At 67.9% G+C, this 22,531-nt stretch carries 20 protein-coding genes; 9 read left to right on the forward strand and 11 right to left on the reverse strand.

Going from position 1 to position 22,531, the window contains the following annotated elements; genetic code table 11:
- Window positions 1-22 precede the first annotated feature (22 nt).
- Window positions 23-2,137 carry an elongation factor G gene (fusA, locus tag Q664_RS33670; protein ID WP_043405008.1) on the reverse strand — a complete coding sequence of 705 codons (2,115 nt, stop codon included), beginning with the start codon at window positions 2,135-2,137 and terminating at the stop codon, window positions 23-25.
- A 325-nt stretch (window positions 2,138-2,462) separates the two neighbouring features.
- Here fusA and Q664_RS33675 point away from each other — a divergent pair, with 325 nt between their 5' ends.
- The gene (locus tag Q664_RS33675; protein ID WP_043405011.1) at window positions 2,463-2,786 is read left to right on the forward strand and encodes a hypothetical protein; all 324 of its coding nucleotides are present in this window, start codon (window positions 2,463-2,465) and stop codon (window positions 2,784-2,786) included.
- A 12-nt stretch (window positions 2,787-2,798) separates the two neighbouring features.
- On the opposite strand, the gene Q664_RS33680 is transcribed toward Q664_RS33675, so the two are convergent.
- A complete protein-coding gene (locus Q664_RS33680; protein WP_043405014.1) occupies window positions 2,799-3,617 on the reverse strand; it encodes a pseudouridine synthase in 819 nt (272 codons plus the stop codon).
- Between the two features lie 28 nt (window positions 3,618-3,645).
- Window positions 3,646-3,867: a hypothetical protein gene (locus Q664_RS33685; protein ID WP_075207582.1), complete on the reverse strand. Its 222-nt coding sequence runs from the start codon at window positions 3,865-3,867 to the stop codon at window positions 3,646-3,648.
- Between the two features lie 164 nt (window positions 3,868-4,031).
- On the opposite strand from Q664_RS33685, the gene Q664_RS33690 reads away from it, so the two are divergent.
- Window positions 4,032-5,018, forward strand: coding sequence for a DUF1028 domain-containing protein (locus Q664_RS33690; RefSeq protein WP_043405018.1), 987 nt, complete (start codon window positions 4,032-4,034; stop codon window positions 5,016-5,018).
- Between the two features lie 41 nt (window positions 5,019-5,059).
- Here Q664_RS33690 and Q664_RS33695 read toward each other — a convergent pair whose 3' ends face one another.
- The 4 genes from Q664_RS33695 to Q664_RS58225 form a co-directional block, all read right to left on the reverse strand.
- Window positions 5,060-5,797, reverse strand: a complete 738-nt coding sequence (locus Q664_RS33695; protein ID WP_043405021.1) for an RNA methyltransferase — start codon at window positions 5,795-5,797, stop codon at window positions 5,060-5,062.
- Between the two features lie 12 nt (window positions 5,798-5,809).
- Window positions 5,810-6,880, reverse strand: coding sequence for a tetratricopeptide repeat protein (locus Q664_RS58220; protein ID WP_043405024.1), 1,071 nt, complete (start codon window positions 6,878-6,880; stop codon window positions 5,810-5,812).
- Window positions 6,881-6,946: 66 nt separating this feature from the next.
- Window positions 6,947-7,873, reverse strand: a complete 927-nt coding sequence (locus tag Q664_RS33705; RefSeq protein WP_052518994.1) for a type VI immunity family protein — start codon at window positions 7,871-7,873, stop codon at window positions 6,947-6,949.
- Window positions 7,867-8,769, reverse strand: a complete 903-nt coding sequence (locus Q664_RS58225) for a hypothetical protein (protein ID WP_152622488.1) — start codon at window positions 8,767-8,769, stop codon at window positions 7,867-7,869. The genes Q664_RS33705 and Q664_RS58225 overlap by 7 nt, the downstream gene beginning before the upstream one ends.
- A gap of 768 nt (window positions 8,770-9,537) precedes the next feature.
- Here Q664_RS58225 and Q664_RS58230 point away from each other — a divergent pair.
- On the forward strand, window positions 9,538-9,867 hold the full coding sequence (locus Q664_RS58230; RefSeq protein WP_152622489.1) for a hypothetical protein: 330 nt from the start codon (window positions 9,538-9,540) through the stop codon (window positions 9,865-9,867).
- A gap of 33 nt (window positions 9,868-9,900) precedes the next feature.
- Here Q664_RS58230 and Q664_RS33720 read toward each other — a convergent pair whose 3' ends face one another.
- Window positions 9,901-11,274: a porin gene (locus Q664_RS33720; protein ID WP_052518995.1), complete on the reverse strand. Its 1,374-nt coding sequence runs from the start codon at window positions 11,272-11,274 to the stop codon at window positions 9,901-9,903.
- A gap of 161 nt (window positions 11,275-11,435) precedes the next feature.
- Complete coding sequence (locus Q664_RS61470) at window positions 11,436-12,554, reverse strand: CDP-alcohol phosphatidyltransferase family protein (RefSeq protein ID WP_235216974.1); 1,119 nt, start codon at window positions 12,552-12,554, stop codon at window positions 11,436-11,438.
- Window positions 12,555-12,774: 220 nt separating this feature from the next.
- Between Q664_RS61470 and Q664_RS33735 the strand changes: the two genes are divergently transcribed.
- The 4 genes from Q664_RS33735 to Q664_RS33750 all read left to right on the forward strand — a co-directional run bounded on the left by Q664_RS33735 (window position 12,775) and on the right by Q664_RS33750 (window position 15,424).
- The gene (locus tag Q664_RS33735) at window positions 12,775-14,208 is read left to right on the forward strand and encodes a hypothetical protein (protein WP_152622490.1); all 1,434 of its coding nucleotides are present in this window, start codon (window positions 12,775-12,777) and stop codon (window positions 14,206-14,208) included.
- Between the two features lie 65 nt (window positions 14,209-14,273).
- Window positions 14,274-14,528, forward strand: a complete 255-nt coding sequence (locus tag Q664_RS33740) for a hypothetical protein (protein WP_160174558.1) — start codon at window positions 14,274-14,276, stop codon at window positions 14,526-14,528.
- Window positions 14,529-14,548: 20 nt separating this feature from the next.
- Window positions 14,549-15,079, forward strand: a complete 531-nt coding sequence (locus Q664_RS33745) for a DUF2243 domain-containing protein (RefSeq protein ID WP_052518997.1) — start codon at window positions 14,549-14,551, stop codon at window positions 15,077-15,079.
- A gap of 141 nt (window positions 15,080-15,220) precedes the next feature.
- A complete protein-coding gene (locus Q664_RS33750; protein ID WP_043405038.1) occupies window positions 15,221-15,424 on the forward strand; it encodes a hypothetical protein in 204 nt (67 codons plus the stop codon).
- Between the two features lie 16 nt (window positions 15,425-15,440).
- On the opposite strand, the gene Q664_RS33755 is transcribed toward Q664_RS33750, so the two are convergent.
- Window positions 15,441-16,691, reverse strand: a complete 1,251-nt coding sequence (locus Q664_RS33755) for a phospholipase D-like domain-containing protein (protein ID WP_160174559.1) — start codon at window positions 16,689-16,691, stop codon at window positions 15,441-15,443.
- A 146-nt stretch (window positions 16,692-16,837) separates the two neighbouring features.
- Between Q664_RS33755 and Q664_RS33760 the strand changes: the two genes are divergently transcribed.
- Window positions 16,838-17,308 (forward strand): hypothetical protein, encoded by a 471-nt coding sequence (locus Q664_RS33760; protein ID WP_043405041.1) that lies wholly within the window; start codon window positions 16,838-16,840, stop codon window positions 17,306-17,308.
- A 56-nt stretch (window positions 17,309-17,364) separates the two neighbouring features.
- Here the strand turns inward: Q664_RS33760 and Q664_RS33765 are convergent, their stop codons facing one another.
- Window positions 17,365-20,868, reverse strand: a complete 3,504-nt coding sequence (locus Q664_RS33765) for a PD40 domain-containing protein (RefSeq protein WP_043405043.1) — start codon at window positions 20,866-20,868, stop codon at window positions 17,365-17,367.
- A 180-nt stretch (window positions 20,869-21,048) separates the two neighbouring features.
- Here Q664_RS33765 and Q664_RS33770 point away from each other — a divergent pair, with 180 nt between their 5' ends.
- Window positions 21,049-22,524: an LVIVD repeat-containing protein gene (locus tag Q664_RS33770; RefSeq protein WP_043405046.1), complete on the forward strand. Its 1,476-nt coding sequence runs from the start codon at window positions 21,049-21,051 to the stop codon at window positions 22,522-22,524.
- Window positions 22,525-22,531 lie beyond the last annotated feature (7 nt).

Below are 22,531 nucleotides of genomic sequence, written 5' to 3' on the forward strand. Positions count from 1 at the left end.
TGTCAGGCCGTTCAGCGCGGAACTACTTGCGCGCGGCCTGCTCGGCGGCCAGCTTCTCCTTGTACTGCGCCATCAGGGCCTCGGCCTCGTTGCGCGGCACGGGGGAGTACTTGGCGAACTCCATCGTGAACTCGCCCTTGCCCTGCGTGGCCGAGCGGAGGTCCGTGGAGTAGCCGAACATGGTGTTCAGCGGCACCTCGGCCACCACCGTCACGTAACCCTCGGCCGTTCCGGACTCGAGGATGGTGCCACGGCGCTGGTTGATCTGTCCCACCACCGAGCCCTGGAAGTCCTCGGGAGCCTGGACCTCCACCTTCATCATCGGCTCGAGGATGATCGGCTTGGCGGCCGCGTAGCCCTCGCGGAAGCCCATGATGGCGGCGGTCTTGAACGCCTGCTCGGACGAGTCCACCGCGTGGAAGGCGCCGTCGTTGATGACCACGCGCACACCCACCACGGGGAAGCCGATGAGCGAGCCCTTCTTGATGGCCTCCTGGAAGCCCTTGTCGCACGCGGGGATGAACTCGCGGGGGATGGAGCCGCCCACGATGTCGTCCACGAACTCGTACTGCTGCACGGCGTCGGCCGGCAGGGGCTCCACGTAACCGCACACGCGCGCGAACTGGCCGGAACCACCCGTCTGCTTCTTGTGCGTGTAGTAGAACTCGCCCTTCTGGGAGATCGTCTCGCGGTAGGCCACCTGCGGCTTACCGGCGACCACCTCGCAGTTGTACTCGCGCTTCATGCGCTCGATGTAGATCTCCAGGTGCAGCTCACCCATGCCGCGGATGATCGTCTGGCCGGACTCCTCGTCCCGGTTCACGCGGAAGGTGGGGTCCTCCTTGGTGAAGCGGTTGAGGGCCTTGGAGAAGTTGGCCTGGGCGTCGCGGTTCTTCGGGCTCACCGCGAGCGAGATGACGGCGTCCGGCACGAACATGGACGTCATCGTGTACTGCACGGTGCCGTCGGTGAACGTGTCGCCGGAGGCGCACTCGACGCCGAACAGGGCGACGATGTCACCGGCACGCGCGTCGTTGATGTCGTTCATCTCGTTCGAGTGCATGCGAACGAGGCGCGGCACCTTGACCTTCTTCTGGTTGGTCTGGTTGGTGATGAAGTCACCCTTGCTCACCTTGCCCTGGTAGATGCGCATGTAGGTGAGCTGGCCGTAGCGGCCGTCTTCCAGCTTGAACGCCAGGCCCACGAAGGGCTTGTCCGGGCTGGACTCGAGGACGACCTTCGCCTCGCCGTTCTTCTGGTCCAGCGCCTCGTTGGTGATCTCCGCCGGGTTGGGCAGGAACGAGCAGATGGCGTTGAGCAGCAGCTGCACGCCCTTGTTCTTGTAGGCCGAGCCGCACATGACGGGCGTCATCTTCAGCGCGATCGTGGCGCGGCGGATGGCGGCCATGATCTGCTCGTTGGTGATGGCGGCATCCGCCAGGAAGAGCTCACCCAGCGTGTCGTCCACCTCGGCGACCTTCTCGATCATCTCGACGCGGTCGGCCTTGGCCTTCTCGACGTACTCGGCGGGGATCTCCTCCTCGCGGATCTTCTCGCCGCTCTCACCATCGAAGTAGAACGCCTTCATCTGGATGAGGTCGATGAGACCCTGGAAGCGGTCCTCGGCGCCGATCGGAACCTGGAGGCGCACGGGGTGGTGGCCCAGCTTCTCCTTCAGCTGAGCGGCCACGCGCTCATAGTTGGCGCCCGCGCGGTCCATCTTGTTGACGAACGCGATGCGGGGAACCTTGTAGCGCTTCATCTGCCGGTCCACCGTGATGGACTGGGACTGCACGCCCGACACCGAGCAGAGCACGAGGATGGCGCCGTCGAGCACGCGCAGGGAGCGCTCCACCTCGATGGTGAAGTCCACGTGTCCCGGGGTGTCGATCAGGTTGATGTTGTACTCGCCCCAGATCGCGTACGTGGCGGCAGACTGGATGGTGATGCCCTTCTCACGCTCCAGATCCATCGAGTCCATCTTCGCGCCCACGCCATCCTTGCCACGCACCTCGTGGATCTCGTGGATGCGGCCGGTATAGAAGAGGATGCGCTCGGAGAGCGTCGTCTTGCCCGAGTCGATGTGGGCGGAGATACCGATGTTACGAACCTTTTCGATGGGAACTTGGGAGGCCACGAGGGTCGGTCCTTCTGCTGATTGAAGTCCTGCGAGAACAGGGCAGGGGGCGCCCTTACTTCCCGCCGCTTGAAGTTTCCAGCCAAATCGGCATGGAGCCGGGGAGCCGTGTACTCCCTCTCAAGCCGGAGGGGAAGCCCCCCCGGTCGCTGGGCCGCTGGAGGAGCCCTGCCTACACCTGGGGTTACATAACTCCGGAGCGACCCAAAAGCTTCTGTCTCCCAGGCGGATTTCCGGAGAGGGGGGCGGGAAGCGGCGCCCGGACGGCTGTCCGGTGAGGTAGGAAGGGTGGACGGGGTCTGTTCCCCACCCGAGGAGGACGCACATGGCGCAGCCCGCTGGTTTCGACAGGGATATCGGCTACCTGATGCCCTTCCTGGATCGGGTCGCCACGGCGGCCGACTCGCTCCCGGACGCCACGGCCCGCGAGGAGCTCAAGCGCCTCATGGCCGACGAGAAGGCGCGCTGGGCCCGCATCCAGGAGCTGCTCGGCGGGGCCGCGGGGAAGGGGACGCCCGCGCCCGCCGCCGCGGCAAGGCGTGCACCCGCCAACGCGCCGGAGCTGGCCCGGTCCCGGGCCGATGAGGTCAACCGGGAGCAGCCGCGCCGGGCGGGGCTCACCGTGGGCAGCCTGAAGCGGCAGTCCTGAGCCGGAGGCCCCTCACTCCTTATTGGTACCGGGGGGATAGCGGAGGCCCTCGGTGACCTCGGCGTCGGTGAGGAGCCGGAAGGAGCCCTCGGGCACGTCCAGCTCCACGCCGCCCACGGCCTCGCGGTGCAGGGCGCGCACGGGCAGCCCCACCGCGCCCAGCATCCGCTTCACCTGGTGGTTGCGGCCCTCGGTGACGGTGACCTCCACGGTGTGCGCGTCGCGCAGCCGGACCTTCGCGGGCCGGGCGGGGCCGTCCTCCAACTGCACGCCGTGGCGCAACGGCTCCACCTTCTCCTCGTCCGCCTCGCTGAAGACGGTGGCCACGTAGCGCTTGGTGAGGTGCGTGTCGGGGGACGTCGCGTGCGTCACCAGCTTGTCGTCATTGGTGAAGAGGAGCAGCCCGGTGGTGCCGCGGTCCAACCGCCCCACCGCGTGCCAGGTGAAGCCGGCCAGCTCCGGGGGCAGTTGGGGCAGGAGCACCTCATAGACGGTGCCCACCCCATGCTGGCCCACCGTGGAGGTGAGCAGCTCGGCGGGCTTGTGGAAGGCGAGGACGCGGGTGGGCGCCTCGAGGGACACGGGCTGTCCGTCCACGCGCACGGCGGCTCCAGGGGGAACGGGGGCGAGCGGCTGCTTCACCACCTTCCCATTCACGGAGACGCGGCCGGCCTTGATGGCGTCCTCGGCCTCACCCTGGGGCAGCACCCCGGCCCGGGCGAGCGCGCGGGCGAGCCAGTCCGGCTTGGCCTTGCCCTCCCAGCGCCCGGGGTGGGCGTGCTTGTTGGTGGAGGGAGGCGGGGCGCGTCGGGCGGGGGGCTTGCGATTCATGGCTCGGGGCCACTGTAACGGCCGCGAGTCAAGGCCGCGAGGGCTCGTCGAAGGCGCCTCCCTCGGCGGAGCCGGGCGTGGGGCCAGGCTCGGCCTGGGGCATGCGGCGCTCCTCCTCGGTGCCCTCGGCGGCGTTGGGCGTGCGCTTGGGCCCGTTCTCCTTTTCGGTGGGGGCCTCCCGGTTGGGGACGTTGGGCGCGTCGTCTGGCCCGTCGCCGATGGACATCCGCTCGTAGGGCATGTGCCACATGGTTGGCTCCTTCCAGGTTGGTATCTCCAGAGAAGGTAGGGACCTGGGGCGCGCCTCACTGGGGATGCTTCCAGGCCGCTCGCTGGAGGGGCGGGAGGAGGAGGGCGCTTGCGGCTGGAAGCCCGCTCGCTCAGTCTCGCGGCCCCTTCCCTGGAGGCTTCCTCGTGCGTTCCATCCTGTTGCTTGCCCTGCTCGCCATGCCCGCGCTCGCCGCGGAGCCGGCGCCCGTGCCCAAGCGGCCCGTGAACACCTACTCCATCGTCGCGCGCGACCCGGAGACGGGTGAACTGGGCGTGGCGGTGCAATCCCACTGGTTCTCGGTGGGCGCGACGGTGCCCTGGGCCGAGGCGGGCGTGGGGGCGGTGGCCACCCAGTCCTTCGTGGATCCGTCCTACGGAAAGCTGGGGTTGGAGCTGATGCGCGCGGGTCGAAGTGCTCCCCAGTCGCTGGCGGGGCTGCTGGCGGCGGACTCGGCGAGCCAGGTGCGGCAGGTGGGGATGATCGACGCGCAGGGCCGGGTGGCGGCGCACACGGGGGAGAAGTGCGTCGCGGCGGCGGGCCACATCGTGGGGGAGAACTTCGCGGTGCAGGCGAACATGATGGAGAAGGACACGGTGTGGCCGGCGATGGCCAGGGCCTACCGGGAGGCGAAGGGGGACCTGGCCGAGCGGATGCTGGCGGCGCTCGAGGCGGCGGAGGCGCAGGGCGGTGACATCCGGGGCAAGCAGTCGGCGGCGCTCATCGTGGTGTCGGGGAAGGCCTCGGGTCGGCCGTGGGCGGACCGCAAGTTCGACCTGCGGGTGGATGACCACCCGGCCCCGCTGAAGGAGTTGCGACGGCTGGTGACGCTGCAGCGGGCGTACAACTTCATGAACGAGGGAGACCTGGCCATCGAGCGCAACGACACGCAGGCGGCGCTGAAGGCCTACTCGGAGGCGGAGGCGTTGGCGCCGGGCAACGCGGAGATGGTGTTCTGGCACGCGGTGTCGCTCGTCAACGTGGGCAAGGTGGACGAGGCGGTGCCCCTGCTCCAGAAGACCTACAAGGCGGACCCGCGTTGGAAGGAGCTGCTCAAGCGGCTGCCGAAGTCGGGGCTGCTGCCGGAGGACCCGAAGCTGATGAAGAAGCTCCTGGGCCCCTCCACCAGGTGACAGAGACTCCCTCTCCCTTTGGGAGAGGGTTGGGGTGAGGGTCATCCCCCCGAGTCACGTGCGCGCAGCCGTTTGGCCAGCGTGTGCAGGGCGGCGAGCCACAGCTTCGCCTCCTTGCGGGTGAGGCGGGAGCGGCGCAGAGGCGCGAACAAGTCCCGGAGCGCGGTGCGGCCCCGGGTCTGCTCGTCCACGAGGAACCCACCGGTCACGAGTGCGTCCTCCAGGGCGGACTCCACCCGTGCCAACTCGGTATCCGTGGCCGCGACGGGAAGCGGAGCGGCGGGAGGCGGCGAGGCGGCGAGCGTCGCCATGCGGATTTCATAGGCGTACAGCAGCACGGCCTGGGCGAGGTTGATGGAGGGCTGCTCGGGAGCGGTGGGCACGGCGGACAGGTCGTGGCAGCGCTCGACCTCGGCGTTGGTGAGCCCGCTGCGCTCATCGCCGAAGACGAGGGCCACGGGACCCTGGGCGGCACGCTGGACCATCTCCTCGGCCACGGCGCGGGGGGAGAGCCGGCGCTTGCCTTCCACCTTGCGCGAGCTGGTGCCCACCACCCAGACACAGTCCGCCACGGCGGCGTCGAGCGTGTCCGCGCGGCCCGAGGCCTCCAGGACATCCTCGGCGTGGACGGCGAGCCGGCGGGCGGGGGCGAGATCCTCGGCCTCGGGGCGGATCCAGGTCCACTCGGACAGGCCGCAGTTCTTCATGGCCCGGGCGGCGGCACCCAGGTTCTCCGCGTTGCGCGGGCGTAGCAGCACCAGGCGGATGGGCAGGGGCATGGGCCGCGCACCTTAGCGCGCCTCGGGCAGGCCAGGGCGCCTGGACGCAGCCAGGGGGTGCGCGTGGAGACCGAGTCGGGAAGCCGCCTCCGAGGCCGCACCACTCTGCGCGTCCCTGACGAGCACGAGCCGCCATGCGTCCCGGGCCTCCTCCTGGCGGCCGAGCTTCGCGAGACAGTCACCCCAGGCCAGCAATCCGTCTCCGCCCTGGCTCTTGTAGGAGTGCGTGGCGCCCGCCTCGAAGAAGCGCGGGGCTTCTTCCAGACGTCCCGCCGCCATGGCGATGCGCCCGAGAAGGAACAGCCCGTTGCGCGTGCTCGACACCCGGCGCGCGAGCCTCAACCCCCTGTGTGCTTCCCACTCCGCTTCCTCGTACCGGCCCAGCGCCAGGAGTGCCGCGGCGCGGGTGAAGTGGACCTCGCTCCGATACACCCGGGGCACGCGCTGGCGGTCCACGTTCTCCAGGGTGGTGAGTGCCTCTTCGCCGCGCCCGGTGTGCGCGAGGATCCACGCGCGCTGGACGGGGAAGAAGTTCCACAGGAAGGGGAACGCACGTGCCGGCTCCTCCAGGGAGGACAGGCGCGCGTTGGCGGCTCCCCATCCACCGAGGTTGTAGACAGCCTCGACGAGGTTGAACCGGACCAGGGTCCATTCATTCCGCTCGGCGGACGGCGCATCGGGAGCGGGTGGACACGGCCAGCCCCGCTCGATGTCGAGTGCCTCCAGGTAGAGGCCCGCGTTGATGAAGAGGTTGACCACGCAGGTAGCGCAGAGCAGGCATCCGTCCGCCTTGGCGTGGACCGCGAGGCGGCGGGCACCCGCGACGGCTGTTTCGGTATGGCCGAGCCCCGAGTGCGCATAGAGCTCCTCGCGCCACAGCCTGGCCCTCATCCAGGCCGCGAGGGGAAGCCACTTCAGGAAACCGGCGAGGGCGAGGGCCGCGCGGAAGGCGCCCCATTCGCCGCACCGGACCGTGAGCCCCAGGAGGAACTGATGCACCCGGCTCCAGAGCAGCAGCGAGGCCACGAGGACGAGCAGCAGCTCGGGGGGAAAGGGGGAGAAGCCCGCGATGGCGAGGGTCATGGCCGGTATGCCTCCGTACCGGGACACTCTACCTGATTGGGAAGGTGGCTGGGGTGACTTTTCAGGTCATGTATCGAGGAAACGGCGTTGCCAGCGTCGAGTGAAGTCGCGGGAGCCGGGTTCTTCGTACAGGCAGGGCTCCAGCACCCGTGCCAGGACGCGATACGGCTTCATTTCTCTTTTCTGCTCCACATCGCCCGCTTCAGGCCATTTCCCCAGCGAGACCAGTACCTTCTGGGCGCTCAGCTCCTCGACGGATACTTCCGGATGGGTCAACTGTGCGCGAATTACTCCTGTGCCACCAAGTTGATCGAGCAATGTCTGTCCATAGAAGTTCAGCCAGTAGGCTCCCCGGGCCTTCTCGCCCAGGTACATGGATGTGGTGCTGAGATTATGTACGTCCATCCCCGGGTAGCGGAAGCATTGCTCCTGGATGAGGTGCATCACCGGCTTGCTGGGCAGGAGATGGTTGAATGCAAGGCTGGCGTAACCAGAGTCGAGGGGGAGCTCTCGTGCGAGCGCCACGGCCAGCTTCTTGACGTGCCCGGGGCCGTGCTCCTCCAGATATTCCGTGGGCAACCAGAAGGACACCGCGCTCACGAAACCTGGCAGGGCGAGGTCTTCTCGCGGCCTGCCGTGGTACTCGAAACGAAATCCACCCACCTGATTCTCATGCTCCTCCAATTGCAGGATGCAACTGGAAGGTGCGCTCAGCTCGTCGCGAACCTTCTCCCACTGTGCATCATCGAGAGGCCGTACAGCTCCCGCCCAGCCCTTGTATTCTTCGGGGGCCAGGTCGCCTCCCATGTCCACGTACCAGCCCAGCTTCTCGTTCCCCACTGCATCGAGATAGAGGTCCAGGACGCGCGTGATGGCCTGTGAGATGGTGTCGTGCGGGCGCCGCATGAAGAAGCAGAGGATGAGTCCCTCTCTCAGGACCAGTCTGCCATCCGGCAGGCTTTGCCTGAGTCTCGGGTAGTGCTCGCTCACCATATGGGTTCCCGAATGACTCCGTCCAAGGGGGTGACGCGGGAAGGTGATTGTCCCAGGGCGCGCTGGTACATCTCCCCTTGTGTACGGCCCTGATAGGGATGCCCTTGGGGGTACTTCCTCCAAAAGGGTGGGTTCGTCTCCGGACAGGGAAACTTGAAGTCGTAGACAGCCCAGGCCTTGAGCGGATCTCCCGTGTGGATGACGACATCTGGCTCCAGGGTGCCCTCGAGTTCTTTCTCACGCCCTTGTCGCACGAGTCCTTCCCGCGCTTCCTTGCTCACGAGGCCTGTTTGTCCTGTGGCAGGATCAAAACGATAGCGCTGTTCCAGGCTGAAGTGCCCGGGAATGAGTTGTCTCAATGCCAGGTCGACACACTCACGGGCCTCCTTGTGCTTTTCCAATCCCCAGCGCATGGCTTGTGTTACAGGCGTTCCGTTGGATTTCTTTCCAACTACTTGCTCGCAGTCGGCCTTTCCCGGCTTCCTCCCGCCCAAGCGCTTCTGGTTGACGTCATCTTCTGCTTGCTTTGTGCATTCTTCCAGAATCTTCTCGAGTTCTGCTTGGAGCGATTGGAAGGCCTCGGAATCTGTCAGGGCCAGTGCCGCTGCGGCGGTGAGTGGAACCCTACCGCCCATCGCGGGTTTGTTGTTGGGGAGTGACGGAGGGGGCTTTGTGGATTGAACGGTGCGGAAGGACTGGCCTTGTCCCCCCTCGATTCCATCGCAGGCTTCCGGGTCGTGGGGGTGATTCTTCACACAGCAACTGTGGGTCGTATCCGCCGGTGTGCAGTTGGAGCCTTCTACACAACCGCTGGATCCAAGGCCCGCGAGCAGGCTGAGCAGCTGAAATAACGCCCATGACATGGGTCTCTTGAGGCCTTTGCTGTACGAACTCATGGAGGGGCGGAACGTTACCGCACGAAGCCTCCCGGCGTTGACGGGTGAAATCGTGCGCCGGGTCCACCGCATGGGTAGCATGGCTCACAGGGTGTGGCGGGATGGACGGGTGCTCCCGCGAGGCGCGGGCGGATGGAGGGTGAATCCCGGAGAGGCTCGTGCTTCATGAAGGGGCGTGCCGTATTGGCGCTCGCCGCCATTGCGCTATTGGTCATTCCACTGGCGGGACTTGCCATCCTGTGGTTCCGGTCACCCCCTGAGCAGGTCGTCGAGGGCTGGCGCTTCGCTCCCTGGTTGTCCCCAGCGGAGGCCCGAGAGAGGCCCACCCTCCTTCAGCCGTGCCAGGGTGACGAGCAGTGTGACCCTCCGTTCGTGTGTTTCCATGACCCGCGCATCCAGCAGCGGCAGTGCACGGGTACGGGTTGCGAGTCGGACTCCTGGTGTCCACCCGAGACCGCCTGCCGGGCCATTCCCCTCCGAGGCAGGGACAGGATGGCCCTGCGCACCTGCGCCCATGAGGGCATGCGCAAGGAGGGTGAGAGGTGTCTGCGGTTCGTCCAGTGGCCCATGAGGGAACGGGCCTGTGGGCAGGGGCTCGTCTGCGCGGTTTCCGGCTGGTGTGGCCGGCGGTGCGTGCCCGGAAAGGAGGGGACATGTGCGGAGGGCTTCTTCTGTTCTCGCGGAGACCCCGATGGGCCCCTGTGCCAGCCCACCTGTGAGGGCCGTACGTGTCCCGAGGGCCAGGAGTGCGTCCGGTGGGAGGGCGGAGTGTCGGTGTGCCTCGTGGTGTACGGGCGCTCGTGCCATGACGACGAGCCCTGTCCCGAGGGGACGGTGTGTGAGATGGAGCCGTTGCTCACCCTGGTGGGGCAGGCTCGGAGGTCGTGCGTCCGGACCTGTGGACTCGAAGGTGCCGAGAGTTGTCTGGAGGGATTCGTCTGCCACCAGGGCCGGTGCCGGCCGCGCTGCTCCCTGACGCGGCCCGATTCCTGTGGAACCCGATTCTGCGTGTCCACCGACGACGAGGGCAACGGCGTGTGTCTGTCCTCGCCGGAGCAATGGGACATGGCCGTCGAGCCGGCCCGGGATGGCGGGTGACCACGCTCATCCCGGGCACGGTCAGCTCCAGGCTCAGAACGAGGCGTCGAGCTGGAGCCGCGCGACATGCCGGCTCGCGGAGCGGTCGTGACCGAAGATGTAGAAGTAGTCGGTCTGGAGCTTGAACGCGTGACCGTTCAGGTAGACGTTGAGTCCACCGCCCACCTGTCTTCCCTGCGTGTTGACCTGGTTGATGAGCGCGGGGTCCGTCCCGGCGAAGGCGAACAGCTGGTCCCACCGCGCGGCGACCTCGACCAACGGAGAGACCATCAGGCCCGCCTGGAGGAAGTAGCCCCAACCGGAACGTGAGTACTCCCGGATCGTCGCCCCGCTCGCGTTGGTGCCCTCGAGGAAGTCTTGCCCCGTGTTGCGGAGCACGGCCTCGCCGAGGAACGAGAACCCCCTGTACTTGAAGACCACGTCGGCGGCGGCGTGTGTGTAGTCCAGCGTCCCGAGCGTCAGCGTGGTGCCCGTGGTCGACCGCTGGCGATTCGTCCCCTGGTTGTAGCCACCGGCGAGCCCGATCGCGAGGCGCGGTTTGGGCAGCCGCTGCAGGTCTCCTTCCTGATCATCGTCGAAGTTGCCCCACGGACGGAGCACCAGGCGCGCCACGTAGATGCCTCCCAGGGCCTGGGGGCCGAACCGGTTGCGCCCCTCTCCACCGCCGATGAAGAGGTGATAGCCCAGCATGCCATTCAGCCCACCGAGGTCGTTCGAGTACAGCATCAGGCCGACGTCGCGATCCAACGTCAGCTCCTGGACCACCTGCTGCCGGTCCACGAGCTGGAGCGCGAACTCCCGGATGGTGCGGGCCCGATCGAACGGAACGAAGTACTGCCCGACGCGCAGATTGAGATCGCGCACCCTCGTGTAATCGATGAACGCGTCGAAGATGGGCGAGGCACTGCCCGTCTCGAAGTCGTTGCCGCCGAAGGCGAGCTGGAGGGTGTACTTGAGGTCGGTGGTGAGGACATGCCCCTGGGTGATCAGGCGCAACGTCTTCACGTTGATCTCATGGGTCGTCTTGTCCTTCTCCCAGGTGAGCGTCTCCCGGAACTGCGCTCGTGCCCTGAGCGTGATGGCAAAGCGGCCATCATCGGTCGTGACCGTGAGTCCCTTGCCCGGCGCGGCCGAGACGGAGACGCCCTTCTTCTCCTCGGCCGCCTTCTTCGGCTCCTCCTCCTGTTGGCTCCGCGGCAGGTCGACCTGTTGCTCCAGCTCCGCGAGACGCTCGGCGGTGGCGGTCGGCGTATCCGCCGCGGGTGTCGCGGTCTGGGCCGGCGCTGGCTCCTGGGCCCTCGCGGGTCCGTGGACCAGCACCGCTGTCATGGCCAACACGAGGGCGGCGTGTGCGCACACGCTCTTCGTGCCGCCGCCCTCCTTTCCTTCGATGTTCGCAGCTCGCATTCCTGACCTCTCCTGGAGTGACCCGGACCGAGGCACGGCTGCGATCGAGCATAGAAGCTCGAAAGCCCACCGGACCCTCGCGGGGGGTGGGCTTTGCGGAGGAAGCATGTGTTTCCAATATAACGGATGAACCTCCGCCAGCAAGGAGATTCCGGGTTCCCTCAGGCCGCGAGCTTGTTGCTCACGGTGTGCAGCACGGGCCGGTGCGTCGAGGACAACCAGACCAGCGGGAAGCCGATCTCCGGGTACTGGGAGATCATCTCCCGGAGGTACCGGCACATGCTGATGATCAGGGTCAGCATCATCACCAGCAGCAGCCCGTGGTGGAGCGCGGGCTGGAGCGCCACGGGCACCGCGGACAGGGGAATCAACAGGAGGAAGAGCATGCTCTCGACGGTCAGCCACGCCGGGGGCTTGTTGACGAGCTGGCGCGCATGGACGCCCACCGCGAGGCTGCTCATGGCGAGGGCGACCAGGGCCCGCGCGGAGAAGACATCGCTCCAGTCCCGCATCCACGTCACGTACAGGCCGAGGATGAGCACGGGCGCCGTGAGGATCCGCACATAGAAGCGCGGGGAGGAGAGCGGCGAGCGGTACATGAGCACCACGTCCTGCAGCAGCGACCAGGCGCCAGCACCGAAGGCCACGAGGCTCGCGAGCGCATAGGTGAGCTGGAAGGCGGGCACCTCGAGGATTCCCACTCCGAAGACGCAGACCGACAGCCCCAGGAAGAGACAGAAGACATAGTTCCAGAGGTGGTTGATGTACGGATCTCGCATGACGCCGGTCGCGAAGTAGCGGCACAGCCCGAGGTAGAAGAAGAGCTGCCCGGTGGCGGTGAGCAGGATGTAGGGCAGGAAGTAGACGCCCTGCCGAGGGCCCAGCTGGGCCACGATCAACACGGCCATCGCCGAGTTCATCACGTCGACCCAGTGGTCCCAGAAGTGGCGAGCGGTGGATTGGGTCCCGTTACGCCGGGCCTGGGTTCCGTCCATGGCATCCAGGCAGAAGTGGAGCACCCGGCAGACCACCCAGAGCGCATACATCCATCTCGCGCGCTCGAAGGTGTGCACGGCGGCGAGCAGGAACAGGTGCAGCAGCAGCCCGGGAATGCCGAGGACGACGGGGGAGAGCCGGTAGGGGAGATGGTGGACGGCGAAGTGCCGGCACTCCTCGCGGACCACGCGGATGAGCGCATCCTCCTCCAGGCGCTTGTAGCTCTGTTGCTTGTCGAGGACCAACTCATGGGGCTCCAGCGCCCGTGCCTGATGCGTGCTCATTTCCAGTGTCCGTTCACCCCGGGCCGATGTCGTTGCCGCGGGTGAGGCGAACAATGCGGAGGACTGCGTTCGAGCGCGGTGCGCGGCCTCACACGAGGGCTGTGGCCCTCGTCACAGCCCGAGGCGGGTCCGGGGTGGAGCCGGAAAAAATCCGGAGGCCTTGCCCGCCGGAGCGGCTCACGGGTCCAACCCCTCAGACAGAGCACGAAGGGGAAATCCCATGAGCCACAAGCGCTTCAATCGGATGTGTCTGGTGACGGCCGCCGCCTCCCTGCTGGGGGCATGTGAGGGGGGGCCCATGGCCGGGGAAGCACCGCCGCACTCCGACCGCGGTGGTATTGGGATGGAGCTGCCGGTTCCTGGCGTCGGGGAGGCTCCAGCGACGGTCTCCATCGACATCCGCCGCTCGCTGGCCGTGACGGAGAAGAGCATCCTGGCCCGGTTCGGCGGGCGGCGGGTGTTCAGCAAGCTGGTCGCCGACAACGGCGGGGCGGGCTTCACCTCCGAGCAGCTCTTCCGCCAGCTCTGGGACACGCAGAACCCGGCGCCCGGGCAGCCGGACCTGCCGGGCATGCCGCACTGCACCGACGCGGGCAACACCCTCAACGGCTTCCCCTACGTGTGCCGCCCGAGCGAGGGGGGACAGGCCCGGCCGGGCTCGGTCATCCACCTGGACAGCTATGCGGCGGTGGGCCTCTACAACCGCTTCGACCTGGCGCCCGTGGATGGCTCGAACTGCGGCGAGTACCGCATCGTCCTGGCGAAGCTACCCTCCGCGCCCGCCAACCGTAACTTCATGATCTTCGAGGCGGTGCTTCCCAACCCCCAGCCCGAGCTGGGGCTCGAGGGGTGCCGGCCGGTGGCCGACTTCTGGGCGGGGCTGTCCTCCGACCCGGACCCCCTGTCGCGCGCCAGCAAGCTGGAGGCCTTCTATTTCACGGGTCTGCCGGGCTTCGAGCCGGTGGTGGCCATGAACCACTACGGCAACAACCCGGGGAGCCTCGGCCAGGTGCGCACCAACCAGTTCCTCCAGGGCGGGCCCACCGCGCCTCCGGTGCCGTGGATGATGCGCGAGTTCAAGCTGGTGAGCGACTGCACCTCGCAGCCGGCGTGCACGCTGAAGTTCCTCCCGGCGACGGTCAAGAGCAACCCCTTTGGCGGGCTCTTCAACCCGGCGTCCACCGATCCGCGGGCCTCGGCCTTCCAGAGCCACTTCGTCTCCCAGGTGGCGAGCCTGGCCATCAATGACCTCAACCGCTTCAACCATGCGGTGCCGGATGAATTCAACGCCGCCCAGAGCGACTCGCAGACCCGGGGCGGAGCGGATGACTACCTCGCCCAGCTCGGCCCGGGCCCGAGCCCGTTCCACCAGGCCATCGGCCAGGAACTCGCCCGGGTGGGCAGCACGTTGACCCCTCGTGACGTCGTCGCGCGTGCCCAGGCCCTGTCCTGCGGTGGCTGCCACCAGCGCAACAGCGGCAGGCCGGTGGGCGGTGGCCTGACGTGGCCCGCCTCGGCCAACTTCGTTCACAGCTCGGAGAACGATGATCCGGCGGACCCGGGCCGCTTCGCCATCTCGCCAGCGCTCCGCGATCAGTTCCTGCCCCTGCGCAAGGCCGTGCTGGAGAGCTTCCTCCAGAGCTCCTCCTCTTGATTTGGGAATCCCCTGACGTCCCGGCCCTCACCCGGCTGCCTGGTTCTCTCGTCCCCGCGTCCGCCGTGCGTACCCTCGAAGCGAAGTTCCACCCGAGGGTCCGCCCGATGAGAGACAGCCGGCTCGTGTCCTTCGTCCTGCTCGTGGGCTTGCTGGTGACGACGGCCGCGTCCGCCTGTCCCAACTGCGAGACCTCCCAGGTGGTCAAGGCTTCGGTCCTGGGTGAGGACTTCTGGCGCTATCTGGTGATGATGGTCGTGCCCTTCCTCTTCATCGGGGCCGTCAGCGCTTACCTGTACCGCATCGGGTTGCCGCGGTGACAGCGGCAAGGGGGAAGTCCATGGCTGGCATTCCACGGCATCAAGGCGCGCTCATCTCGGCGGGCGTGTTGCTCGGCACGGGCCTGGGCGGCTTCGTCGACGGCATCCTGCTGCACCAGTTGCTCCAGTGGCACAGCATGCTCTCGAGCCAGTTGCCACCCACGGACCTCGTCACGATGAAGGTCAACATGTTCTGGGACGGCCTCTTCCATGCCTTCACGTGGCTGATGACGGTGATGGGCCTCGGCCTCCTGTGGCGCGCGGGCCAGCGCCCCGAGGTGCCCTGGTCCACGCGCACCTTCGTCGGCGCGCTCTCCATGGGATGGGGTCTCTTCAACGTGGTGGAGGGGCTCATCGATCATCACCTGCTGGGCATCCACCACGTCCACCCCGGAGCCGGGCAGCTCGCGTGGGACGTGGGATTCCTCCTCTTCGGGGCGCTGCTGGTGGGCGCGGGGTGGGGGCTGATACGGGCGGGCCGTCGGGACACCCGGCCTCGTGGCGCGCCCGTGTCCACCGTCCGCGAGCGGCTGGTCGAGCGGCGGGCCTGAGCCGTCGCACGTCGCGGGGTTGGCGAGCACCCAGGCAGCCCCGTCCTGGAGGGCCGGGCGCCGTCTCACAAGTCACAGCCACGGGCTCCATCTCAGCCGGATGCACCTCGACGGGTGCATTCGCACTCAAAGGAGAACGTGATGCGCAAGACCGGCAAGAAGACCTTCATCGACTACGAGTTGCCCACGAAGGACCTGGAGCATGTGCGCGGTGGCAACTCACAGGTCACCACGCTGGCGATAGGTGAGGAGGGCAATGGGTGTGTCACCACCGAGGCGGTGGGCGAGGAGGGCGGTGGCCCGATCACCACCCAGGCGGTGGGCGAGGAGGGCGGCACCTACTGAGCTTCCGCGATCCACCTCAGCGGCAACCGGTGGCGGAGGGCGGAAGCGGAGATCCGACGCGATCCAGCCACCCGCGCTCCCGCCACTCCTCCTTGCGGACCTCCACCGCGTGGGACAGGTCGCGCTCGAAGCTGTCGGCGAGCGCCTGGGCGAACGGCGCATCCTCGACGACGAGCGCCCCCTCCTCGAGCATCGCGCTCGCGTTGGGCTCCAGGTTGTTGGAGCCCACGGCGGTCAACAGGTCATCCACCACGAGCGTGCGGGCGTACAGGGGCGCGGACTGGTACTCCCAGAGGCGCACGCCGCTCTCCAGCAGCCGCTCGTAGGAGGAACGCTGGGCGGCGAGCACACCCGCGGTGGCCTCGTAGCCAGGCACGAGGATGCGCACGTCCACGCCCGCGCGGGCCTTGCGGATGAGCGTGTCCACGGTGGCGGCGGTGGGCACGAAGCAGGCGTTGGTGAGCCACAGCCGGCGCCGCGAGGCCGCCATGAGCACCTGCACCATGCGCTCGGAGTGGCTGAGCGACGGCGAGCCGGTGCTCGCGACGAAGCCCGCCCGGGCCTCGCCGCGCGGCTCGAGCGTGGGGAAGGCCGACTCCGGCAGCAGCCCTCCGCCCGCTTCCAACCAGTCCCGGGCGAAGGCCTGCTGCAGCTGGCGCACCGCCGGGCCCTCCACGTGGACATAGGTGTCCCGCCAGGCGTTCGCCGGCGCCGGGGCGGCACGCCATTCCGGCCCCACGCCGGAGCCTCCCGTGAGGCCGCTGCGCCCATCGCGGATGACGAGCTGCCGGTGGTTGCGCGCCTCCAACCGCTCATCGCTGAACACCACCTCGGCGCCGACGAAGGGCCGGAAGGAGCGGACGTCACAATCGGCCCGGACGAGCCGGGGCTCCACCGTGTCCTGGAAGCCCGGACTGTGCAGGGGGTCCACCAGGATGCGGCACACCACCCCTGGGTGGCGCTCGGAGAGCGCGCGCAGGAGACGCTCCGAGGCCTCGCCTGGCTGCCAGTTGGAGGCGAGCAGGTGGATGGACTCGCGGGCCTCGCGGATCTCCGCCTCGAGCCGCTCGACGATGCGGGCGTCCTGCACCAACTCCACCACGTGGCCCGTGCGCAGCCCCACGCCCACGGACTGGTACAGGGCGAGTGACAGCTCCGGCCCCGAGCCCGCGACGTCCTCATGGACGCGCAAGGCTTGGGGGTAGTCGCGGTGGATGCAGGCGGTACCGAGCAGGCAGGCGAGCAGGACGTGTGGAAGGCGATTCACGGCGGCCAAGCTAGGCATTCCCTGGCGAGCCGAGCAGGGGGGACTGGCGGGCAGACGGCCGGGCCCGGTGCGCTGTCCTGACCCGGGTGCGGGTGCATCCCTACCTTCGCACAGATGACCTGCCAGCCTGGCTGGAGGGAGGCGTGATGGAGTCCTGGAACCGGATGTCGACCGACTCGGTGCGTACCCACACACCGGATGGGGTGAACCGGCGGATTGATGCGCGGGTGGAGAAGTGCGTCCAGAGCATGGCCGAGCACATGGATCGCTCGGTCATCAGCACCTACCTGGAGAAGCTGGAGCGCGAGTGGGACCTGAACCGGGTGGTGACGGTGGCGGCGTCCGCGGTCTCGGTGCTCGGGCTGGTGCTGGCGGCGAAGGACGGTCCCCGGTGGAAGATCATGAGCGGGGTGGCCGCGGGGCTGCTGCTCCAGCATGGCCTGCTCGGCTTCGGCCCGCTGTCGGAATTGGTGCGGGCGCTGGGGGTGCGGACGCGGCGGGAGATCGACCTCGAGAAGTTCGCCCTCAAGGCACTGCGGGGCGACTTCGAGCGGATTCCCCACGAGGGGGGCCCGCTGGCCCGGTCCAACGCCGCGCTGGTGGCGGCGCAGTCCTGAGCGGGCCGGGGTGAGGGGGTTGCCTGCCCCCACCCCGGGCCGTGACGGCGGATGCGTCAGAATCCGCCGAGGTTGGGTCCACCGAGCGTCACGGGAGGCCCGGCGATGCGCTTCTTCTGGGCTCCGGGCGGGTCGCCGTGCCCCTTGAAGAGGTAGCCCTCGAGCCCGGCGAGGCCGATGGAGAACTGCGTCACCCACCTGTCCGCCGGCCTCGCGGGGGCGTTGATGTCGAACGGGTAGGCGAAGTGCAGGCGCAGGAGGATGGGTCCCAGGCCCACGTTGACGCCCACGGCGGCATCGAGCACACGCTTGTTCCACATCTCGCGGGCCGAGTTGCCCACACCACCCACGTCGAAGCCGGCCACACCCATGAGGGTGTTGAGGAAGGCGATGCGGATGAGCGCATCCAGCGGCACGCGCAGCTCCAGCGTGGAGTACAGGTAGTGCTGGCCGAGCAGCCACTGCTCGTTGCCGAAGGGCACGCCGCGCAGGGTGTCGAAGCTGGAGAGGTAGAAGGACTGGGCGAAGCGTCCACCGAAGTTGGTGCCCGCGCCGCCGCGCAGCATGACGTGCGTGCTGCCCAGCGGGATGGGGAAGTAGCGCTCCGCGTCCAGGCGCAGGCTGCCGTAGATCTGGCCGTGGAAGGGCTGGACGCCGGTGGTGACCTCGCTCAGGAACGAGGTGCCGGAGATGGGCACGCCCGTGTAGTGGTAGCGCAGGGTGTTGTAGCCGAAGGCCAGCGAGCCTTCCGTCTGGAAGCGCAGGCCCGGCCTGTTCCGCTGCCATTCCGAGTACAGGTCGCCAACGCCGTTGATCTCCTGCAGGTTGAGGATGAAGGCGGTACTCGGGTCGAGGAAGTACGAGGCGCCACCCACGCTGAGGTTGCCTTCCAGGAAGGTGAAGGTACTCAGGGGATAGCGCGCCAGGCCGGTGACGCCGAAGAAGCGCTCACCCGTGACGAGCGCGTAGTAGGGCAGCTGGTTGCGGTACTGGCTCAGCGTCTGGTCCACGCGGAAGCGCAGCGACTGGAAGAGGCCGCCGCCGTACATGGTGCGCTGGGACTGGTTGATGTAGAGCAGGTAGCCGTCCGTGAGGTCGAACGAGCCGTACACGGCCACCTGCATCATCAGGGCGTGGTTGCGCATCCGGTCCGAGGCCGAGGCGAACATCTGCCCGTAGAAGCCACCGCCGCCCGCTCCGGCGAAGCCCATGATGGGCCCCAGGTCGATGTTCTCCCGGGCGAAGGGCTTGTAGGGCTCGGCGCCCACCAGCGAGCGCTGGGGCAGGGGGCTCGGCGGGCCCGCCTCGGTCTTGACGGCCTGCGCCACCTCGAAGTTCATCAACTGCTGCGAGCGCAGCAGGGCCGGCTTGCGCTCACCGGACACGTGGTAGAGCAGCCACAGGTTCCCATCCGGAGCGGGGCTCGGCTCGAAGAGGCCGGTGGTCACGTCCGTGCGCCGCACGATGCCGCCACCACCGGTGTACTCGTGCAGGTCCGAGCGGCTCTTCTCGTACGCCACGAAGAAGAGGCGGCCCTCGGGCGTCACCGTCGGGTCCGCATGGTCCCTCGCCTCGGTGGTGAGGCGCTCCACCTTGTCGGCGGCCTCCGGCTTCACCCGGAAGAGGTTGTAGTAGCCGTGCGAGGTGGCGTCCGAGGTGAAGACGATGCCCGCCGGGCCCCAGGTGAGGCTGCGCTCGGCGTACACGTCGTGGGTGATCTGCCGGGGCTCCACGTCCAGGCCTTGATCCAGCGGCAGCACGTACACGTCACGCGTGCCCGACTCGTTCAGGCCGACGAAGGCCAGTTGCTTGCCATCCGGAGAGAAGGCCGGCGAGTACGCGGCGATCAGCCCGTGCTCCGCGAGCTTGTAGGCCACGCGCTGGCCCAGCTCGAAGCGCACCCGGTAGGGCGGCTCCTTGCGCAGTCCGGTGGGGTTGTTGAGGTAGGGGCTGCGGCCCATGGCCGGTAGCGCGCCGGTCATGGAGATGGGCTCGGCGGTGTGTTTGAAGGACTGGACGTAGATGATGTCGCGTGACAGCGACTCGGCCACGAAGACCAGCTTGTCGTCCGTGAGGGCGAAGTTGCGCCCGAAGACGGGGTGCAGCGACTCGTAGCCCGGCACGCCGTCGCCCTGGACCTTCAAGCTCTCCTGGGGCGCGCGAGGGTCCAACATGATGAGCTGGCTCTGGCCCGTCTCCGGGATGATGCTCCGGTACATGAGCAGCCGGCCATTGGGCGAGCTGTTGAGCGAGGTGACGACACCCCGGCGCTCGCGCAGCACGTCGATCTGCGGCGTGCCCTGCTCGGCCTTGAGGTAGGTGCGGTAGGCGCGCTGCTTCAGCCACGCCTCGAACTTCGCGGCCACCTTCTGCGGCTCGTCCCCGGTGAGCATCTCCACCAGCCCCTCGAAGGGCAGCTCCGGCGACCCCGCCGTGCCGGAGATGAGCTTGGGCGAGTTGTCGATCACCTTCTGGATGAAGCCCCGGCCGTACGTCTCCTCCAGGAACTGGCAGCGCGCCTGGCCCACCTTGTAGATCCACAGGAAGCCGTAGGGCCCGGGAGACCAGAAGTCGAGGAAGGCGTACCCGCGTTGCAGGTCCGGGTTGATGAGCAGGTCCCTCACCATCATCTCGCCTTCGGGGTCCAACCCGCCCTTGGCGTAGAACTCGGCCAGACCCTCGATGAACCAGAGGGGGATGGCGTTGAGGGGGTCTCCGGCCACCTTGGCCTGCTCCGCCAGGAAGCGGACCTTCTGGATGGTGAACTGGTGGGCCATTTCGTGGGAGCTGATCTCCCCGAAGAGCCGGTGGTCACCCAGGTAGGGCAGGGCCAGCTCCAGGTTGCCCTGGGTGCTGGTGACACCCAGCGTTCCCTCGGACACCGCGAAGACGTTGGTCTGCAGGAACTCCTGGTAGCTGCTGTAGAGGATGTACGGGAACGTCTGCGTGGGGACGAACTGGAACCGGTCCACGAGGTAGCGGTAGGCCTCCTCGAGCTGGGGCGCGGCGTACTGGGCCACGTTCCGTTCGCTCTCGTAGAAGTAGAAGCGGACGCCACCGCTCTTGGTGCCCAGGGACGTGGCGTAGGCGGGGCCGCCATCCGGCGTGCCTCCGTCGGCCGGCAGGGCGATGGGGACGTAGAGCTCATTGCCCGTGGCGATGGGCGCGGGCGTCCCCCCATCCCGCTGGTTGTCGACCACGGGGGTGGGGCTGCCCGGCTCGATGGACTCCACGGGGCTGCCACCGGTGCCCTCCTCGCCCTGCTTGCCGGGCTTGGGCACCTGCTTCGCGTCGGCGGTGGGGACGCCCGGCGAGAGCATCTGCGTGGCGGGGGTGGGACCTCCCGGCGCGCCGGGCGGCTGCATGTGGGCCCGGTGGGCCGCTGGGGCAGCGACACCCTCGGCCTCCGGGCCCACGAGGATGTCCATGTGCTTCCATTCGAACTCGTACGTGTGCACGGGCGAACGTTGAGCTCGCCGTGGAATGACATAGACCTGGGCCAGGGCAGCCTCTGAGAAGACGAGGGCCAGTAGGGTGGCGGTGAGAAGACGTCGATTCACAGGCGCGACCTCCCGGGTGGGGAGACGAGGGACTGAGCGAACCTAGGCAGGCCCCCTGATATAGACGAGTGGGCGGCCGAGCGCTTCTGTATGATTGCTCAGCGTTGCACGTCCTCGCTCCTCCGGGTGTTGGGTGAACCAATGCTTTCGCATCGCTCTGGCGCCCGGTATGGATGGCGCATGAATCGTTCTCTGGTGGTCATGGCGGGAGCCTGGCTCCTCACCCTTCCTGGATGCCCGAACACGGCGGAGGACAAGCGCGAGTGCGATCTCCCCGCGTTCAACCTGTCCGCATGTGACCGATCGGGCTTCGCCGAGGTCCAGGCCAATGGGGTCTGGAAGGCCAACGTGACGCTGGATGGCGTGGGCACGCCGACGGCGTTCTTCCTGACGCCCGAGCAGTCCCAGTCCCTGCTCTTCGCCACCCCGCTCTCGGAGCGCAACGTGGAGGGGGAGACCTTCTACCTGGCCACGGACTACGAGCGCTCCTTCTCGAGCCTCCGCATCGGGATCGCCGGTTGCGAGGCTCCGGCGCCCAACCAGGTGAAGGGGCAGTTCCGCCGCTGCGTGAACGGGGAGATGGACCTCGAGGGCACCTTCGAGGCGGTGCGCGTCCAGCGGCCCGCGGGGGAGCAGGAGTCGTCCGGGGTGGAACTGGTGTCGGAGATGGCCCTGCCGCGCGGCATGGCGATGGACGTCTTCGTGTCGGGGGGCTACGCCTACGTGACGGCGCTCTCGGAGGGCCTCTTCGTCTACGACGTGAGGGAGCCGGCGGCTCCCAGGAAGGTGGCGGAAGTCACCCCGTCCTCGGACACCTGGTATCGCTCCTGGGTGAAGGGCTCGACGCTCTACCTCACCAGCCGGCTCGAGGGGCTGCTCGTCTATGACGTGAGCAATCCGGAGGCCCCCAAGCGGCTCATGGCGCTGCCGGGCTCGACGACCACCGCCCTGGAGGGCTCGGGCCTGGTCGTGGACGGGGACCGGCTCTACATGATGTCGCCGTCGCCCCGGGCCGAGGTGCTCATCTTCGATGTCTCCAAGCCCGCCTCGCCCTCCCTGCTGACGCGCTACTACGTGCCGCAGAGCGATGCCCTGAAGGGGGAGTTCCCCGTGGAGGGGGTGGTCTTCGACAACCGCCTCTACCTGGGCCACTGGGCCTTCGGCCTGGCGGTGGTGAACGTGGCGGATGTCTCCAACCCCAAGTACCTGGGGCGCTTCGGGTACGACAACGCCACCAGCCGCGCGGTGGCGGTGGGGACCATCGGGGACCGGACCATCGCCTTCGAGGCGAGCGAGGGCTGGGGCTCCCGGTTGCGTGCCCTGGAAGTGTCCCTGTCGGTGAAAGACGACATGTCGGAAGTTGCCCACATCAACGAGGTTGGCCGGTTCGAGATGGGCCCGGCGTCCCCGGTGCTCGGTTTGACGCTGGTGGGCACGAAGTTGTACGTCGCTCATAGCCAGGACGGTCTTCGTGTCCTGGACATGTCCAACCCGAGCACACCCCGGCAGATTGCCTACTACAATACGTGGCGGGAGACGGATTCAGGCCGGGGACGCGCGTTCCTGGACGGCCTCAGTGGGGTGAAGGTGCCTGGCGACGGGTACATCTACGCCACCGAGACGTCCCGGGGGTTGCTCGTCTTCCGTGAGCAGTGAGTGAGGC

It is taken from the genome of Archangium violaceum Cb vi76 (genome assembly GCF_000733295.1).
GTDB lineage: Bacteria > Myxococcota > Myxococcia > Myxococcales > Myxococcaceae > Archangium > Archangium violaceum.

What these genes read in the sequence shown, in the direction of transcription:
- Q664_RS61470 (WP_235216974.1), bottom strand. Translation starts at nt 12,554, where the DNA reads ATGAGCACGCATCAGGCACGGGCGCTGGAGCCCCATGAGTTGGTCCTC.
- Q664_RS33720 (WP_052518995.1), bottom strand. Translation starts at nt 11,274, where the DNA reads ATGCGAGCTGCGAACATCGAAGGAAAGGAGGGCGGCGGCACGAAGAGC.
- Q664_RS33745 (WP_052518997.1), top strand. Translation starts at nt 14,549, where the DNA reads ATGGCTGGCATTCCACGGCATCAAGGCGCGCTCATCTCGGCGGGCGTG.
- Q664_RS33680 (WP_043405014.1), bottom strand. Translation starts at nt 3,617, where the DNA reads ATGAATCGCAAGCCCCCCGCCCGACGCGCCCCGCCTCCCTCCACCAAC.
- Q664_RS33695 (WP_043405021.1), bottom strand. Translation starts at nt 5,797, where the DNA reads ATGCCCCTGCCCATCCGCCTGGTGCTGCTACGCCCGCGCAACGCGGAG.
- Q664_RS33735 (WP_152622490.1), top strand. Translation starts at nt 12,775, where the DNA reads ATGAGCCACAAGCGCTTCAATCGGATGTGTCTGGTGACGGCCGCCGCC.
- Q664_RS33760 (WP_043405041.1), top strand. Translation starts at nt 16,838, where the DNA reads ATGGAGTCCTGGAACCGGATGTCGACCGACTCGGTGCGTACCCACACA.
- Q664_RS33685 (WP_075207582.1), bottom strand. Translation starts at nt 3,867, where the DNA reads ATGTGGCACATGCCCTACGAGCGGATGTCCATCGGCGACGGGCCAGAC.
- Q664_RS33750 (WP_043405038.1), top strand. Translation starts at nt 15,221, where the DNA reads ATGCGCAAGACCGGCAAGAAGACCTTCATCGACTACGAGTTGCCCACG.
- Q664_RS33675 (WP_043405011.1), top strand. Translation starts at nt 2,463, where the DNA reads ATGGCGCAGCCCGCTGGTTTCGACAGGGATATCGGCTACCTGATGCCC.
- Q664_RS33705 (WP_052518994.1), bottom strand. Translation starts at nt 7,873, where the DNA reads ATGGTGAGCGAGCACTACCCGAGACTCAGGCAAAGCCTGCCGGATGGC.
- Q664_RS33770 (WP_043405046.1), top strand. Translation starts at nt 21,049, where the DNA reads ATGAATCGTTCTCTGGTGGTCATGGCGGGAGCCTGGCTCCTCACCCTT.
- Q664_RS58225 (WP_152622488.1), bottom strand. Translation starts at nt 8,769, where the DNA reads ATGAGTTCGTACAGCAAAGGCCTCAAGAGACCCATGTCATGGGCGTTA.
- Q664_RS58220 (WP_043405024.1), bottom strand. Translation starts at nt 6,880, where the DNA reads ATGACCCTCGCCATCGCGGGCTTCTCCCCCTTTCCCCCCGAGCTGCTG.